The organism is Anaeromyxobacter oryzisoli (assembly GCF_022690765.1).
Taxonomy (GTDB): domain Bacteria; phylum Myxococcota; class Myxococcia; order Myxococcales; family Anaeromyxobacteraceae; genus Anaeromyxobacter; species Anaeromyxobacter oryzisoli.
On the sequence record NZ_JALCZA010000008.1, the window covers coordinates 18,248 to 33,675 of the forward strand.

Annotated in this window: 12 protein-coding genes; 5 read left to right on the plus strand and 7 right to left on the minus strand. The window is 72.2% G+C overall.

What is annotated here, in order from left to right; translation table 11 throughout:
- The first annotated feature begins 456 nt into the window (after nt 1–456).
- Together MNZ27_RS04350 and MNZ27_RS04355 are read left to right on the plus strand one after the other, a co-directional pair.
- On the plus strand, nt 457–2,004 hold the full coding sequence (locus MNZ27_RS04350; RefSeq protein ID WP_242392811.1) for a sensor histidine kinase: 1,548 nt from the start codon (nt 457–459) through the stop codon (nt 2,002–2,004).
- 7 nt (nt 2,005–2,011) lie between these two features.
- Nucleotides 2,012–2,395: a response regulator gene (locus tag MNZ27_RS04355; RefSeq protein WP_242392812.1), complete on the plus strand. Its 384-nt coding sequence runs from the start codon at nt 2,012–2,014 to the stop codon at nt 2,393–2,395.
- Between the two features lie 119 nt (nt 2,396–2,514).
- On the opposite strand, the gene MNZ27_RS04360 is transcribed toward MNZ27_RS04355, so the two are convergent.
- From MNZ27_RS04360 to MNZ27_RS23900, 7 genes are read right to left on the minus strand one after another with little or no spacing between them, the layout of a single operon-like run.
- Nucleotides 2,515–3,918: a menaquinol-cytochrome c reductase cytochrome b/c subunit gene (locus MNZ27_RS04360; protein WP_242392813.1), complete on the minus strand. Its 1,404-nt coding sequence runs from the start codon at nt 3,916–3,918 to the stop codon at nt 2,515–2,517.
- On the minus strand, nt 3,879–4,469 hold the full coding sequence (locus MNZ27_RS04365; protein ID WP_242392814.1) for a QcrA and Rieske domain-containing protein: 591 nt from the start codon (nt 4,467–4,469) through the stop codon (nt 3,879–3,881). Before MNZ27_RS04365 ends, MNZ27_RS04360 begins: the two co-directional genes overlap by 40 nt.
- Nucleotides 4,466–5,149 carry a respiratory nitrate reductase subunit gamma gene (gene narI / locus MNZ27_RS04370; protein WP_242392815.1) on the minus strand — a complete coding sequence of 228 codons (684 nt, stop codon included), beginning with the start codon at nt 5,147–5,149 and terminating at the stop codon, nt 4,466–4,468. The genes MNZ27_RS04365 and narI overlap by 4 nt, the downstream gene beginning before the upstream one ends.
- Nucleotides 5,146–5,667 carry a nitrate reductase molybdenum cofactor assembly chaperone gene (locus MNZ27_RS04375; RefSeq protein ID WP_242392816.1) on the minus strand — a complete coding sequence of 174 codons (522 nt, stop codon included), beginning with the start codon at nt 5,665–5,667 and terminating at the stop codon, nt 5,146–5,148. The genes narI and MNZ27_RS04375 overlap by 4 nt, the downstream gene beginning before the upstream one ends.
- Nucleotides 5,668–5,670: 3 nt before the next feature.
- The gene (narH, locus tag MNZ27_RS04380) at nt 5,671–7,161 is read right to left on the minus strand and encodes a nitrate reductase subunit beta (protein ID WP_277957564.1); all 1,491 of its coding nucleotides are present in this window, start codon (nt 7,159–7,161) and stop codon (nt 5,671–5,673) included.
- A gap of 10 nt (nt 7,162–7,171) precedes the next feature.
- Entirely contained in the window at nt 7,172–10,789 is a 3,618-nt protein-coding gene (locus MNZ27_RS04385; protein WP_242392817.1) for a nitrate reductase subunit alpha, read from the minus strand.
- Nucleotides 10,786–11,298: a cytochrome c gene (locus MNZ27_RS23900; RefSeq protein WP_242392818.1), complete on the minus strand. Its 513-nt coding sequence runs from the start codon at nt 11,296–11,298 to the stop codon at nt 10,786–10,788. The genes MNZ27_RS04385 and MNZ27_RS23900 overlap by 4 nt, the downstream gene beginning before the upstream one ends.
- Nucleotides 11,299–11,806: 508 nt before the next feature.
- On the opposite strand from MNZ27_RS23900, the gene MNZ27_RS04395 reads away from it, so the two are divergent.
- From MNZ27_RS04395 to MNZ27_RS04405, 3 genes are all read left to right on the plus strand, one after another.
- Nucleotides 11,807–13,303 carry a DUF3373 domain-containing protein gene (locus tag MNZ27_RS04395; protein WP_242392819.1) on the plus strand — a complete coding sequence of 499 codons (1,497 nt, stop codon included), beginning with the start codon at nt 11,807–11,809 and terminating at the stop codon, nt 13,301–13,303.
- Between the two features lie 121 nt (nt 13,304–13,424).
- Complete coding sequence (locus MNZ27_RS04400) at nt 13,425–13,760, plus strand: hypothetical protein (protein ID WP_242392820.1); 336 nt, start codon at nt 13,425–13,427, stop codon at nt 13,758–13,760.
- A 109-nt stretch (nt 13,761–13,869) separates the two neighbouring features.
- On the plus strand, nt 13,870–15,246 hold the full coding sequence (locus tag MNZ27_RS04405) for a multiheme c-type cytochrome (RefSeq protein WP_242392821.1): 1,377 nt from the start codon (nt 13,870–13,872) through the stop codon (nt 15,244–15,246).
- The last annotated feature ends 182 nt before the right edge of the window (nt 15,247–15,428 follow it).

A 15,428-nucleotide genomic window follows, 5' to 3' on the forward strand; every position in this document is an offset into this window, starting at 1 on the left:
TTCGACGGTGCGTGTCACCGGGGCCACAGCCCCGTGGCGAGTCGAACACACACCGAGGTGGATGCGCAACGAGCGACGGGGCCGGGCAGGAGGTTCCCCCGTGTGCGCGGCCACATACACGCTTGGTGACCCACTCGACCGCGGCGCGTCGGCGCGCGTCGGCGCGAAGCGTCGGGCGGCGAGCCCGAGCTCCGGCGGCGGGAGGGTCCGTCCCGCGCCGTGAGGAAGCACGCGAGCGCGCGCTCGATCCGAGCCGAGGTCGGCCGCGACGCGGTTCGAGCCGGCGCGGCTGGCAGCGCCGCCGCGCGGTCGAGCCCGAGCGGGCGGCGCCGCCGGCGTCGATGCACGCAGCGCTCCGCTGCCGCCGGGCGCCAACCCGGTCGATCCCTCGACGTCGGCCCGGCGCGTGAGCATTGATAGAGGGTCCTGCTGCCCGCGAGAGGGATGGGTGCGGAGATGATCTCGGCCGGACTTCCTGGCGCGTCGGGCGCACCCGAAGAGCTGCGCACGAACGCCCGCCTCCTGTCGCTCATCTACGACCACACGTCGGATCCCGTGTACCTGGTCTGCGTAGAGGGCGAGGGTGGGTACCGGTTCGTCTCCGTCAACGACGCCTTCCTGCGCGTGACCGGGTACCGTGCCGACCAGGTGGTGAACGCTCCCATGGAGCACGTCGTGCCGAGCGCCAACGTCACGCTCGTGCGGTCGCAGTACGAGCGGGCCATCGCGGCGCGCCGGTCGGTCGTCTACGAGGAGAAGGCCGAGCTCCCGGCCGGGACGCGCTACGCGGAGATCACCCTCATCCCGATCTTCGAGGGCAGCGGCCCGGTGACGCACATCCTCGCGGACCTCAGGGACATCACGGCGCGAACCCTCGTCGAGCTGGAGCGCGAGCAGCTCCTGAGCAACGCGGTGTTCCTGTCCGACGCGACCCGCCTGCTCGCCTCGCTGGACATCGAGCACGCGCTGGGCGACATGGCGCGCCTGGCGGTGCCCTACCTGGGGGACGGCTGCGCGGTCGACTTCTTCGGCGACGGCGGTCCGCGCCGGGTCGTGGCGGTCTCGCGCGAGCCGCGCCGGCCGATGTTCGTCGAGGTCCACCCGACCGTGCTCGGCGGCAACGCGCTGGTCTACCGCGTCGGGTCCACGCACTGCCTCGGGGTGCCGCTGCTCATCAAGGGCCGCCTGGTGGGGGCGATCACCATCCGGGCCGAGCGGGATCGCAAGTACACCGCGATCGACGTCGCGCTGGTGGAGGAGCTGGGGCGCCGCGCCGCGATGGCGATCGAGAACGCCCGCCTGTATCACGGCGCCGAGGACGCGCTCCGTGCGCGAGACGACTTCCTCTCGATCGCCGCGCACGAGATCCGCGGCCCCATCACCTCCATCCACCTCGCCGTCCAGGCGCTCGTGCAGAAGAAGCTGGCGCCCGAGGCGCCGACCCGCGCGCTCGAGCTGATCGAGCGGGAGGATCGCCGGCTCTCCCGCTTCGTGGACGAGCTCCTCGATCTCGGCCGGATGCGCACCGGCCAGCTCCAGCTCCAGCTCGAGGACGTGGACCTCGCGGAGGTCGCCCAGGACGTCGTGAAGCGGCTCGGCGGCGAGCTCGCCAGCAGCGGCTCGACCCTCGCGATCACCGCGCAGCCGCACGTCGTCGGCCAGTGGGACAAGTTCCGGATGGAGCAGGTGGTCGCCAACCTGCTCTCCAACGCGATCAAGTTCGGCCTCGGCAAGCCCATCGAGCTCTCCGTCTCGCAGTTCGAGCAGCGCGCGCGCCTGAGCGTCCGGGACCACGGGATCGGCGTCGATCCCGCCGCCCAGGAGCGCATCTTCATGCCGTTCGAGCGCAACGTGTCGGTCCGTCACTACGGGGGGCTGGGGCTCGGGCTCCACATCGTGAAGACGATCGTCGCCGCGATGGGGGGCTCCGTGCGCGTCGAGAGCGAGCTCGGCGCCGGCGCGACCTTCGTCGTCGAGCTGCCGCTGCGGCTGGGAGAGGCGTGAGGGGCCGATGAACGTCCTCGTCGTGGACGACGACCGCGACATCCGCGACATCGTCGCGATGGTGCTCTCGGCCGAGGGCTACCAGGTGCAGACCGCGATCGACGGCGTCGCCGCGCTCGAGCTGCTGCGCGCGGGGGCCCGACCGTCGTTGATCCTCCTCGACATGATGATGCCCCGGCTCGACGGGGAGGCCTTCCTGAAGGCGATGCGGAGCGACCCGAACACGGCGGGGATCCCCGTCGTGATCCTCACCGGCCACCCGGCCGCGCGGGTGAAGGCCGCCGAGCTCGGCGCCGCGGGGTACCTGGTGAAGCCCGTCGAGCTGATCGACCTGGTGCGCACCATCCGCCAGGCCGGACACGAGCGAGGCTGTAGCCCCGCGCCGCCGTGAGGGGGCGCAGGCCTTGGGCCTCGGTTTAGGGCCTCTGGGCGGAGCGTGCCAGGAGCGACTCCGGCGCCTCCGCTCCGCGGTCCTCCTCCTTCGGCCCGGAGCCCGGAGCACGAAGCGCGTCACGGTGCGTTGCGCTGCCGCGAGGCGAGGAACGCCAGGAGGCTCTCGAGCTCCTGCCCGCGGAGCTTCGTCACGTAGGACGGCATGTTCGCGGCCCCGCTGTAGATCCGGGTCAGCAGCTGCTCCCGGGAGAGCCGGTCGCCGACCGTGGACAGGTCCGGGCCCCGGATGCCGCCGCGACCGGAGACGAGGTGGCAGTACAGGCAACCCCGGTCGTAGAAGACCCGGGCGCCGGTCGCGATCGGCCCCTCGGTCGCGCCGACGACATCGGCCGGGAGCGGCCGGGCGTCGAAGCGGGGCGACCACGGCGCGACGGCCCCCACCCGCGACTCGTGCCAGACGAGGACCACCACCGCCGCGACGCCGGCGATCGCCCAGGGGCGCGCCAGCGGGTGGCGCTCCCCCCGCCCCGCCACGAGCGGCAGGGCCACCAGGAAGACGACGAGGAGGAGCGGCCCGAGGACGATCACGACGTCCTCCGACCACTTCGGGATGACCGAGAGGACCGCGAAGTACCAGAGGAAGTACCAGTCCGGCCGCGGGGAGGCGTCGATGAGGGTCGGGTCGGGTGGACGACCCAGCTCCGGCGGGCCGAGCGCCGCCGCGACTCCGAGGACGACCGCGACGACGAGCATCGCGAACACCGCGTCGCGCCACGCCGCCTCCGGCCAGAACGGACGACCCTCGCGCTCGAGGTGCTCGCGGTACCACGCGCGGTAGGTGGCCGGCTCGACCGGCCGGCCGAGCACCGGCGGCTCCGAGATGCCGTTGTGCAGCACGAGGTAGAGGTGCAGCGCGACGGCCAGGTAGACGAGCCCGGGGATGAAGAACACGTGCGTCGCGAAGAACCGCGAGAGCGTCGCGCCGCCCACCGTGCTGCCCGCCAGCACGAAGTGGCCGATCCAATCGCCGAGCGCGGGCGTGCGGCCGGCCTGCTCCGCCGCGATGACCGCCGTCCAGTAGCCGGTCTGATCCCAGCGCAGGAGCTGGCCGGTGAACGCCATCCCCAGGGTGAGCAGCAGCAGCGCCGCCCCGGAGAGCCAGTTCACCTGGCGCGGGTACTTGTACGCGCCCATCAGGTAGACGCGGATGGCGTGTGCGCCGATCAGGATCACCATGGCGGAGGCGCCGTACGCGTGGGCGCCGCGCACGACGCGCCCCACCGCCGTCCCGCTGATGAACCGCAGGCTGTCGTACGCGTCGCCGGAGGAGGTGACGTACCCGGTCGCGAGGGCCGTCCCGGTGACGACCTGGAGCAGGAAGGCGACGAGCGTCGCGCTCCCGAGCACGTACAGCCAGGCGCTCCTGCCCGCCGGCGGGACGGGGTGGCGCAGGATGGGGCCGAGCCCTCGGGAGAGCCCGGTCAGCTCGTCGAACCACCGCCACGCGCGCGGCGCTCGCATGCGTTCGCGCCTCCTCTATAGTGACCGAGCTCCGAGGCCTCGGGCCGGGGGCCCGTGATCGGGACCGGGCTGGTGAGGATCTCGACCGCGTCCCCACGCACCCGGACCGGGTACTGGACCAGCGGCCGCGGCGGCGGCCCCGAGGCGACGCGTCCGTCCTCGTAGAACACGCCGCCGTGGCAGGGGCACATGAAGAGCTCGGCGTCGGGGAGCCACCGGACCGGGCAGCCCAGGTGCGTGCAGTGCACCGAGAAGGCGAGGAACCGCTGGTCGCCGATCCGCCGGAGCCAGGCGGCGGTCCGCGCCGACACGCCGGACCAGGGGAGCGGCGAGGGATCGAGGAAGGTGACCTCCACCGTGTTGCCGATCGCGAACCCGTCGAGCGACCCGACCCTGCGCCAGACCTGGGGCACCTTGCGGAGCCCGAGCAGGAACCGGCCGCTCGGGATCCCGACCAGGGCCGCGGCGACCGCGCCGGCGAGGATCGAGAGCCGCGAGAGGAAGCGGCGCCGGCCGCCCTCCGGCGGCCCGCTGGGGGCGGGCGCGATCACGGCCCGGCCCTCCCCCGGCCCCGGCGCCCGAGCCAGCTCACCACCTGGTACGGGCGCCAGAGGTACGTGATCGGGAACGGCACGAGGTGCACCAGGCGCGTGAACGGGAAGAGCGCGATCACCAGGAAGCCGCTCATGAAGTGGATCTGCGCGAGCGTCGGGAGCACCGCCACCCGGCTCGGATCGGGCGCGAGCCGCGCGATCGACCAGAACCACGGCGCGGCCGTGTACGGGTACCAGCGAGCCCCCCAGCGGACGAAGAGCGCGATCGCGACCCCGGTCACGACCTGGACGAGGAGGACGAGGAGCACCACCCAGTCCATCCCCGAGGTCACCCGCCGCAGCGCCGGGCCGAGCCGGCGGGCGAAGAGGATCACCAGCCCCACCAGCGAGAGGAGCCCGAGGGCGAGCCCGGCGGTCTCGAGCACCAGGAGCGCGGTCGGCGGGGAGACCGCCGCCGCGGCCGCGCGCGGGAAGACGCCGGCCAGGAGGTGCGCGATCAGGATGGGGACCACCCCGTAGTGCCACGGGACGGATCCCCAGTAGAGGCTCCCGGGGGCGAGCATCTGCGACGAGAGGCTCGAGTAGGTGTAGCGCAGCGTGAAGTAGCGGTAGAGGCCGCCGAGGATCGCGAGCGCCCAGGCGAGGACCGGCCAGGCCACGAAGAAGAAGCCGCTCATGGCGCCTCCCGCGCGTCCTCCTCCAGCACGAGCCGGATCGCCTCGGCCACCGGCGCGTACGGGTGGCGCCGCCGCTCGAGCTCGCGCGCCAGGCTGGAGAGCGCCGGGACCAGGCAGTCGCCGACCAGCTCGGCGCGGTCCGGCTCGACCGGCGCGTGGGCCAGGTAACGGAGCAACACCGCCACGTGGTCCGGCAGCTCCCGGCCGGCCGAGAAGCCCCGCTCCCGGTAGCGCGCGGCGAGGCGCGCGAGGAAGACGCCCCGGCGAGGATCCGGGCCGAGCAGGCGGAACCCGACGTGCGGCGAGCAGGTGGGGTCGAGGTCGAACGCCGCGGCGTAGCTCTCCTGGAGCGCCCCGCGCGGCGCGCCCTCGACCGCCCGCGCGAACTCCGCGAGCCGCCGCGCGGCGTCCCCGTGGCGCGGCCCCAGCCGGCCGAGGCACGCCGCGACCTGCCCCCCGAGGCGCGGCCCGGGGTACTCGAGCAGCTCCGACAGCGCCGTGTAGAGGCTCGCGTCCATCGCTCACCACCCGCGCCGTGGGGGAACCAGGAACCCGGCGCCCTCCTCCTCCTGGTGATCGTGCACGTCGCCGCTCGCCGCGATGGCCGCCTCGCGGGAGAAGGGCGGGATGACGAACCGCTCGTCGAAGCTCGCCAGGGCGCCGAGGCGGTAGATCTCCTCCGCCTCCGCCGCGGTGAGCCCCGCCTCCGCGAGGGCGCGCGCCGCCCGCTCGGCGGGCACGTCTCCGACGCTCGCCGCGCGATGGTGCAGGCGGACCGCGACGAGGCGCCGGTACACCTCGGCCACCGGCGCGACCTCGCCGGCCGTGAAGAGCGCCGCCAGGTACCGGAGCGGCAGCCGGTCCGCGTCGGCCGCGCCGAGCAGCTCGTCGCCGACCACCTCGTAGCGACCGCTCGTGGTGGTCGCCATCACGGGGAGGAGCGGCGGGACGTAGAAGAGCATCGGCAGCGTCCGGAACTCCGGGTGGTGCGGGAGCGCGAGGCGGAACCGCTTCACCCAGGCGTAGACCGGCGAGCGCCCCGCGGCGTCGAGGACGTGCTCGGGGACGCCGCTCGCGCGCGCCGCGGCGACGACGTCGGGGGCGGAGGGGTCGAGCACCAGCGCCCGCTGCGCCTCGACCAGCTCGGCCGCCGGCAGCGACGCCGCCCGGGCGATCCCGCCGGCGTCGTAGAGGAGGACGCCCAGGTAGCGGATCCGCCCGACGCAGGAGTGCATGCAGGCCGGGACCTGCTGCGTCTCCTGCCGCGGGTAGCAGAGGATGCACTTCTCCGCCTTCCCGGCGGACCAGTTGAAGTACGTCTTCTTGTACGGGCAGCCCGAGACGCACATCCGCCAGCCGCGGCACTTCTCCTGGTTCACGAGGACGATCCCGTCCTCGCCCCGCTTGGCGATGGCGCCGGCCGGGCAGGCCCCGAGGCAGCCGGGGTTGAGGCAGTGATTGCAGATGCGCGGCAGGTAGAAGAAGACCAGCCGCTCGAAGTCCAGGAGCCGGGCCCGCTCCTCCTCCGTGAGCGCCGCGAGGCAAGGGTCGTTCAGCGCGTACGTCCCCGAGCCGCCCAGGTCGTCGTCCCAGTTCGGCCCGGCCTCGATCTCCATCTCCTCGCCGGTGACGAGCGAGACCGGCGTCGCGACCGGCTGCTCGTCGCCCGGCGGCGCGCCGAGGAGGTCCTCGTACCGGTAGGTCCAGGGCTCGTAGTAGTCGTCGAGCGCGGGGAGGCGCGGGTTGTGGAACAGGCGGGCGAGGAGGCTCGCGCGGCCGCCCAGCGCGAGGCGCGGGCGATCCGTCCCCGCCCGCCAGCCGCCCCGGTACCGCGCCTGATCCTCGTAGAGCGTGGGGTAGCCGGTGCCCGGCTTGGTCTCGACGTTGTTCCACCACATGTACTCGGCGCCGCGACGGTCGGTCCAGAGGTTCTTGCAGGCGATGCTGCAGGTGTGGCACCCGATGCACTTGTCCAGGTGGAACACCATCGAGATCTGGGCGCGGACGTCCATCGCGACACCGTCAGTGGAAGCGAGGCGCGCCGGGGAGTCGGCGCACCACCACCCATCCGTCCCGGTCCGAGGCCGGCGGGCCGTAGTCGTTGAACCGGTAGCAGTGCTGGGCGTAGCCGCCCACCATCAGCACCGGCTTGAGCCGCAGGCGCGTGAGGCTGTTGTGGCCGCCGCCGCGCCGGTCGCCGCGCAGCGGCGAGCGGGGGAAGGAGATGGTGCGCTCGGGCGCGTGGTAGAAGAAGGTGACGCCGCGCGGGATGCGCGCGCTCACCACCGCCCGCGTCACCACCACCCCGTCGTCGTTGAACGCCTCCACCCAGTCGTTGTCGGCCACGCCGATCTCCGCCGCGTCGCGATCGTTCAGCCAGAACGGCTCGACCCCTCGCGACAGCGTGAGCATCCGCAGGTTGTCGTAGTAGGTCGTGTGCATGTGCCACTTGCCGTGGGGCGTGAGGCAGTTGAGCGTGATCCCCGGCGCGGCGTCCCCGGAGCGCGCGAGCGCGCCGGCCGCCGCGACGTCGAGCCGGGGCTTGAACGCGGGCAGCGACTCGCCGAAGGCGCGGTACGCCGGGTGATCGAGGTAGAGGTGCTGGCGGCCGGTGAGGGTCCGCCACGGGACGAGCCGCTCCACGTTGATGACGAAGGGCGCGTAGGCGCGGCCGTCGTTCGTGACGCCCGACCAGCACGGGCTCGTCAGGATCCGGCGGGGCTGCTTCACCACCGACAGGAAGTCGTACGCGATCGCCCGGTGGCGCTCGGCGAGATCCGCGAGGGGCAGCCCCACCCGGCGCTCCTGCGCCTTGAAGCCGCGCCAGGCGAGCTCGCCGTTGGTCTCCGGCGCGAACCGGAGGATCACGTTCGCGACCTCGGTCGGCTGCACGAGCGAGGGCATCCGCACGCCGTTCCACTCGGTGGCCGGCGCCTCCCGCGCGTAGGCGTCGTAGAGGTCGGCCACGGGCATGTGGACGCCGCGATCCTCGACCCCCACCTCGCGCACGCGCGGGCCGAAGGCGCAGAACCGCCGGTGCAGGTTCGGGTAGTCGCGCTCCACCACCGAGAGGTGCGGCATCGACACGCCCGGCACCGGCGCGCACTCCCCGCGCGACCAGTCCCGCACCTCGGGCTGGGCGATCTCGTCGCGGGTGTCGTGGAGGAGCGGCGTCGCGACCAGATCGCGGAACGGCTCCGGGAAGTGGACGCGCGCGAGGGCGCTCACCTTCTCGGCGAGCGCCCGGAACGTCTCCCAGTCGGTGCGCGACTCCCAGCACGGCGGCACCGCCGCGCCGAGGGGGTGGATGTACGAGTGGAGGTCGGTGGTGTTGAGGTCGTCCTTCTCGTACCAGGTGGCGGCCGGCAGGACGACGTCGGCGTAGAGCGCCGAGGTGTCGATCCGGAAGTTCACGTCCACGACCAGGTCGAGCTTCCCGCGCGGCGCCGGCCGGCGGAACACCGCCTCGCGCACCACGTCCGCCGCCGCGCCGTCGTCGGCGACCGCGCTGCCCTCCAGGCCGAGGTAGTGGCGCAGGAAGTATTCGTGCCCCTTCGCGCTGGAGAGCAGGGCGTTGGCGCGCCAGATGAGCCAGACGCGCGGCCAGTTCTGCGGGGCGTCGGGGTCCTCCACCGCGAAGCGGAGCGCGCGGCTGCGGAGCTGCTCGGCCACCCACCGGGAGATCTCCTCCTCGGAGCGCGCGCCGGCCCGCACCGCGTCGCGCACCAGCTCGATCGGGCTCCGGTCGAACTGCGGGTAGAAGGGGAGCCACCCGCGGCGCACCGCGTCCACCTGGTGATCGAGCGTGTGCGCGTGCGCGAACGGGCCGGCGGCGGGGCGGACGTCCGGGATGCCGGCCTCGTAGCGCCACTGGTCGCTGTGGACGTAGTGGAAGGACGGGCCGTTCTGGAGCCGGGGCGGGGCCCCCCAGTCGAGCGCCATGGCCAGCGCCGCCCAGGACGCCGTCGGCGCGAGCTTCTCCTGGCCGGTGTAGTGGCCGAGCCCGCCGCCGTTCACCCCCACGCAGCCGCACAGCACCAGCGGCGTGATCGCGGCGCGGTACTGGAGGTTGGCGTGGTACCAGTGGTTCACGCCCGAGCCGACGATGACCGTGCACTTTCCGTTCGTGCGCTCGGCGGTGGTGGCCCACTCCCGGGCCAGCCGGGCGACGGTGCCCCGGCCGATCCCGGTGTAGCGCTCCTGCCACGCCGGCGTGAACGGCGCCTCCTCGTCGTCGTAGCCGCGCGGGTAGTCGCCCTCGAGGCCGCGCGAGACGCCGAAGTGCGCCATGAGCAGGTCGAGCACGGTGGTGACCCGCACCGTGCCGTGGTCCGTCTCCACGTGGCGGACCGGGACGCCGCGCAGGAACGTCCTGCCGCCGCCCGGCTCGGCGAAGGCGACGGGCAGCACCTCGTCCCGGTGGTCGAGGAGGGTGAGCAGGGGGTCGATCACGGCCCCGTCCCGGCCGTCCCGCAGCTCGAGGTTCCAGCGCCCCTCCTCCGCCTGCCAGCGGAAGCCCATCGAGCCCTGGGGCATGCGTGGCGCGCCGCTGGCCCGGTCGAGCACCAGCGGCTTCCAGGCGCCGTTCTCCTCGCCGGCGTAGCGCGCGAGCTCGCTCGCCCGGAGCATCCGCGCCGGGGCGTGGCCGGCGGCCCCCGGCTCGAGCACGACCAGGAACGGCGCGTCGGAGAAGCGGCGCAGGTACTGGCTGAAGTACGGGACGTCGCGCTGCGCGTGGAACTCCGCGAGGATGACGTGCGCCATGGCGAGGAAGAGCGCGCCGTCCATCCCGGCCGTCACCGGGAGCCACCAGTCGGCGTACTTCGACACCTGGCTGAAGTCCGGCGAGAGCACCACCAGCTTGGTCCCGTGCTGGCGCGCCTCGGCGGCGAAGTGCACGTCGGGGGTGCGGGTCATCGACAGGTTCGACCCGGCCACGATGATGTACTTCGAGTTGAACCAGTCCGCGCTCTCCGCCGCGTCGGTCTTCTCGCCCCAGGTCTCGGGCGACGCGGGGGGGAAGTCGGCGTAGAGGTCGTAGAAGCTGAGCAGCGCGCCCCCGAAGAGCTGCAGGAAGCGCGAGCCGGCCGCGTAGCTCACCATCGACATGGCGGGGATCGGCGAGAAGCCGATCACCCGGTCCGGCCCGTGGCGCTTCGCGGTGTAGAGGAGCGACGCCGCGACGAGCTCGAGCGCCTCCTCCCAGGTGGCCCGGCGGAGGCCGCCCCGGCCGCGCGCCTGCTGCCAGGCCCGCCTCGACGCCTCGTCCTCGACGAGGGAGGCCCAGGCCTCGACCGGATCGGCGTGCTCGGCCCGGGCGCGCGCCCAGAGGTCCGCCAGCGCGCCGCGGAGGTACGGGTACTTCACCCGGGTCGGCGCGTAGACGTGCCAGGAGAAGGCGATGCCGCGCTGGCAGCCGCGCGGCTCGTGTCCCGGGAGCCCCGCCTCGAGCGCCGGGTAGTCGGTCGCCTGCATCTCCCAGGTGACGATCCCTTCCTTGACGTAGACCACCCACGAGCAGCCGCCCGTGCAGTTCACGCCGTGCGTGCTCCGCGTCTCGGAGTCGTGCTGCCACCGGTTGCGGTACATCTCCTCCCAGCGGCGTGCCTTCGGGTCGAGGAGATCGCGGATGAAGGTCACGGTCCGCCCTCCCGTGAACGGCGGCGCGCGCCGGCGACCAGCGCCGCGCGCACGCCGCGCAGGCGCGCGCGGCCGAGCCACCCGACGAGGCCGGCGGCCGCGGCGAGGAGGACGAGGGCGGCGAGGAGCAGCCGCGCCGTGATCGGGCGCGGCGGCGGGCTCGCCGCGGCGCGGGCGAAGAACGCGGTGAGGTCGCGCTGCTCCGCCGGCGTCAGGGGCCGCCCCGTGAAGACCGGGTCCATCGTCGGGAAGAAGAGCGTCCTCACCACGACGGCGAGGGCGTCCGGCCCGAACTTCGCGTAGCTGCCGGTGAGGTCCGGCCCCATGGTGCCGCCGCCGGGGTACGGCAGCCCGGCGATATCGTGACACGCAGCGCACGGAGGCCCTCCCCCGGCGAAGCGCGTCCGGCCCGAGAAGAGCCGCTCGCCCGTCGAGGCGGAGCCGGCCTCGTCCTGGCCTGCGGCGGGCGCTGGCAGCACGAGGAGCAGCAGGAGCAGCCGGACGATCACCGCCGGACCAGAGCACGCCCGCGCGGCTCCGCCTCGGGACAGCGGGGGCCTGGCCCCAGCGCGGCGTGCGGCGAACCGCGGGGCGCCCGGACAGGGAGTTCGAGACGTCGCATCGAGCCCGTCTCACGTGTCGCACGACGCGACAGCGCGTTTCACCCTTGCGACACGTTTTGTTTCACGCAACCGGTGCGGTGTACGCCAACCGCCTGATTTCACGCGTTCGTCATGCCGCCTCCTCGTGCTCGTCATCAGGGGCACGGCGTGCGCAAGGGGAACCCTTGGACACCCGACCGGCCGACCGGCTCGAGGCGCAATGAGAACGCAGACGCACAGCACCGCCGTGCCGTCGGTCGAGGGAGCCACCCCGTGCCGGACCGGCGGCCAGCCAGCGGCAGGACGCCGGCGACTGGCTTCCGCCCCCGTCACTCTCAGTCAGCAGGGACGCCGCCAGCGTGGCGGCGAGACCCGGCCGTACCCCACCCCACGTAGCACAGGAGGAGGAGCTCGAATGCGGAGCTTCGTTGGAACGATCATCACGGGCGCTGCGCTCGTGAGCCTGGCGCTCCCGCCGTCGGCGAAGGCGGCGGACGAGGCCAAGCCCCAGGACCTGCAGCAGAAGGTGGACGCGCTCACGAAGGAAGTGAACGCGCTCAAGGCGCAGACCAAGAAGGTCGAGGACAAGTCGATCGGCAAGTGGCTCACGATCGGCGGAGACTACCGGTTCCGGCTCGACTCGCTGCGCGGCACCGTCCCCGACTACTTCCAGTTCATGGGCCCCGGGGCCATGCCGCAGGCGACGCCCGGGTACCACCCGAACAACGACACGCTCATGACCAACCGCTTCGGCCTGAACCTCAAGGCCAAGGCGACGCAGGACGTGACGGTCTCGACGCGCCTCCTCATGTACAAGACGTACGGCATGGAGACCGCCAACGCCACGAACGCCGGCTTCTTCGCGGACCGGTCCTCCATCCTCGACGGCACGATCGGCCACGTCCCGAGCGACAACACGCTCCGCGTGGACCAGGTGTTCGCGACCTGGAGCAACATCGGCGAGCAGCCGTTCTGGATCTCCATCGGCCGCCGTCCCTCGACGGGCGGGTCGCCGACCCACCTCCGGCAGGACAACGAGCGCCCCGGTAACGGCGGCGTCCCGGGCCTGCTGGTGGACTACGCCTTCGACGGCGCGACGATCGGCTACGCCCCCGACATCAGCTTCCTCCCCGGCGCGTACACGAAGCTCTGCGCCGGCCGGGGCTTCGAGGCGGGCTACAACCACACGGGCATGGGCGCGAACAGCCTGAACGACACCGACATGGTCGGCCTCCAGGTCGTGCCGGTGGACATCGACCCGATCCGGATCGACTTCCAGTACAACCGCGGGTTCAACATCTTCGACAACCCGAACGCCGTCGGGAACGAGCTCGGCGACATCGACTGGTACGGCGTCGGCCTCCTCAGCGCGCTCAAGGACTTCGGCCCCGGCACGCTCAACGCCTTCGCCAGCGTCGGCGTGAGCATCACGCACCCGAACGGCAAGCAGGCGCTGGTCGCCGGCCCGGGCTCGCCGGAGTCGGGCGCCGGCCTGATGGCGAACGCGGGTGACTTCCACGATCGCACCGGCTACGCCGGCTACGCCGGGATCCGCTACGACCTGCCGAGCGCCACGAAGATCGGCCTCGAGTACAACCACGGGTCCAAGTACTGGATCCCGTTCGACCCGGCCTCGGACGACATGTGGACGGCCAAGCTCGGGGCGCGCGGCAACGTCTACGAGGCGTACCTCATCCAGGAGCTGCCGCTCGCGCCGATCTCCTCGTTCGTGAGCAAGGCGTTCTTCAAGCTCGGCTACCAGTACTACGACTTCGATTACACCGGCAGCAACAACTGGGTCGGCGCGCCCGTGAAGATCTCGCAGCTCACGGCGAGCCCGATGAACGCCCAGATGTTCCCGCCGCTGAAGTCCGCGCAGGACATCTACGGGACGTTCGAGGTGAAGTTCTAGCAGGGGCGCGGCGAGGGGGTGACGGCACTCCCTCGCCACGCCGGTTCCACCGCGCCGCGTGCCACGGGCGGGTCACGACTCTTCCGATGGTCGCAGTCGCTTCAGACAAGGAGAGGCAATCATGAAGAAGCCAGCTTCAATCATGCTCGTGGTCGCGCGCATGCTCGTCGTCGCCCTGATGCTCGTCGGGATCGCCGGCAAGGCCAGCGCCGCCGAGACGAAGATGGTCGGCGTGATCACCCAGATCGAGATCTCGGGCAAGGACGCCAAGGTCGCCACGGCCACCCTGAAGGACAACAAGACGGGCGAGGCCGTGGTCATCACCGTCCAGGACGACCTGACCCTCGACAAGTTCAAGGATCACCGCATCGTCGAGGGCGACGAGATCCGGTGCAAGTACGAGGCGAAGGACGGGAAGAACGTCAGCACGTACTTCCGCAAGACCGCCGGCTGCTAGCCGAAACGGCTCCGGCGTAATCCATCTGCTCCCCCGGGCGGAACAGGCCGAGCGCTCCGCTCGAGCCCGTTTCGGCCGGGGGAGCTTTCATTTTCGGGGAGGAGCACCCATGAGACGTTCGGCACTCGTCGGATCGATGCTCTTCGCGCTCCTGCAGGCGACGAGCGCGCGCGCGGAGCATCCCGGCAAGAGCGAGATCGAGAAGTCCGGCTACGCGGGGCCGTCCACCTGCGAGCGTTGCCACCCCGGCAAGGCGAAGGAGTTCCTCGGCACGGTCCACTGGAAGCACGCCTCCAGGGTGGACAACGTGGAGCACCTGGATCCCAAAGCCGAGTACGGGATGAAGAACCGCATCTACACGATGTGCAACGGCAACGACGTCGTGAACGACCTGAAGGAGACGCCGAAGAACGCCGCCGGGAAGTCCAAGTTCACCGGGTGCAACACCTGCCACCCGGGCAACCACCTGAGCGACGTGGGGAGCACCGGCCCCGAGGCGGAGGCGGCGGTGGACTGCCTCGTCTGCCACTCCACCGACTACGACTTCCGGCAGCGGAAGCCGCACCTCGACGACCGGGGCCGCGTGGTCATGGGGCAGGACCGGAGCACCAAGGCGGCGCTGTCCATCGGCAAGCCGACGGTGAAGAACTGCATGACGTGCCACGAGGCGGCCGGCGGCGGCGTCCTCGTGAAGCGCGGCTTCGCCTTCAACAAGGACACGGACGCCCACGCGGCGAAGGGGATGGTGTGCGTGGACTGCCACGCGGCCAAGAACCACAAGATGCCGACGGGCTACGACCCGAACAACTGGGCGAACGACGGCGTGCGGCTGTCCTGCGCCGGCTGCCACGGCGAGAAGCCGCACAAGCTCGCCGCCTACAACGATCACACCGCCCGGATCGCCTGCCAGACGTGCCACATCCCGCGGACCGGCGGCGCCGTGGCGAAGGACTTCACCGTCTGGGAGCGGGGCGCGGACGGGTACTACGAGCCGACCACGCTGAAGAAGGAGGCCAACGAGACCGCCCCGGTCTACGCCTGGTACGACAAGACCGTCCGGAACGAGCCGCACTTCATCGGCCCGCACGGGAGCCGCAAGGACGGGAAGAGCAAGCTCTACCCCTTCAAGATCTACATGGGGAAGGCGTTCTACGACAGGAAGACGGGGCAGCTCCTGTCCATGGACTTCGCGCCGCCGATGGCGACCGGCGACACGCGCGCCGGCGTCGAGTCGGCCGCGCGGACGCTCGGCATGAAGAACCCGGCGCAGGTCGCGAAGGACGCCGTCCCCGGGTGGCAGACCATCTACTTCGGCAGCGACCACCTGGTCACGCGCTCGAAGGCCCTGAACTGCATCAACTGCCACGGCGTCAACGGCGTGCTCGACTTCAAGGCGCTCGGGTACTCCCACGCCGAGGCCCGGAAGCTGACGAACCCGGAGATCTACTTCAAGCAGCTCGTCCAGCAGCAGAAGGAAGAGTGGTGATCCCCCTCCCGGCGATCCTCGCGGGGTGAGCTCCTTCACCCTTCGTGTCCGAGGCGACGCCACCTCGGACACGAGGGGCGTCGTTCCTCCCGACGCCTCGGCCGGCGTCGGTCGCGGTCGCGACGGCCCAGCTGTAGCGCCCGGCGCGCCGCTGCCCGTGCCGTGCCCGTGGCCGGCCGCTC

Coding starts and splice junctions, on each gene's coding strand:
- MNZ27_RS04360 (WP_242392813.1), bottom strand. CDS start 3,918: ATGCGAGCGCCGCGCGCGTGGCGGTGGTTCGACGAGCTGACCGGGCTC.
- narI (WP_242392815.1), bottom strand. CDS start 5,149: ATGAGCGGCTTCTTCTTCGTGGCCTGGCCGGTCCTCGCCTGGGCGCTC.
- MNZ27_RS04405 (WP_242392821.1), top strand. CDS start 13,870: ATGAGACGTTCGGCACTCGTCGGATCGATGCTCTTCGCGCTCCTGCAG.
- MNZ27_RS04395 (WP_242392819.1), top strand. CDS start 11,807: ATGCGGAGCTTCGTTGGAACGATCATCACGGGCGCTGCGCTCGTGAGC.
- MNZ27_RS04375 (WP_242392816.1), bottom strand. CDS start 5,667: ATGGACGCGAGCCTCTACACGGCGCTGTCGGAGCTGCTCGAGTACCCC.
- MNZ27_RS04350 (WP_242392811.1), top strand. CDS start 457: ATGATCTCGGCCGGACTTCCTGGCGCGTCGGGCGCACCCGAAGAGCTG.
- MNZ27_RS04355 (WP_242392812.1), top strand. CDS start 2,012: ATGAACGTCCTCGTCGTGGACGACGACCGCGACATCCGCGACATCGTC.
- MNZ27_RS04400 (WP_242392820.1), top strand. CDS start 13,425: ATGAAGAAGCCAGCTTCAATCATGCTCGTGGTCGCGCGCATGCTCGTC.
- narH (WP_277957564.1), bottom strand. CDS start 7,161: ATGGACGTCCGCGCCCAGATCTCGATGGTGTTCCACCTGGACAAGTGC.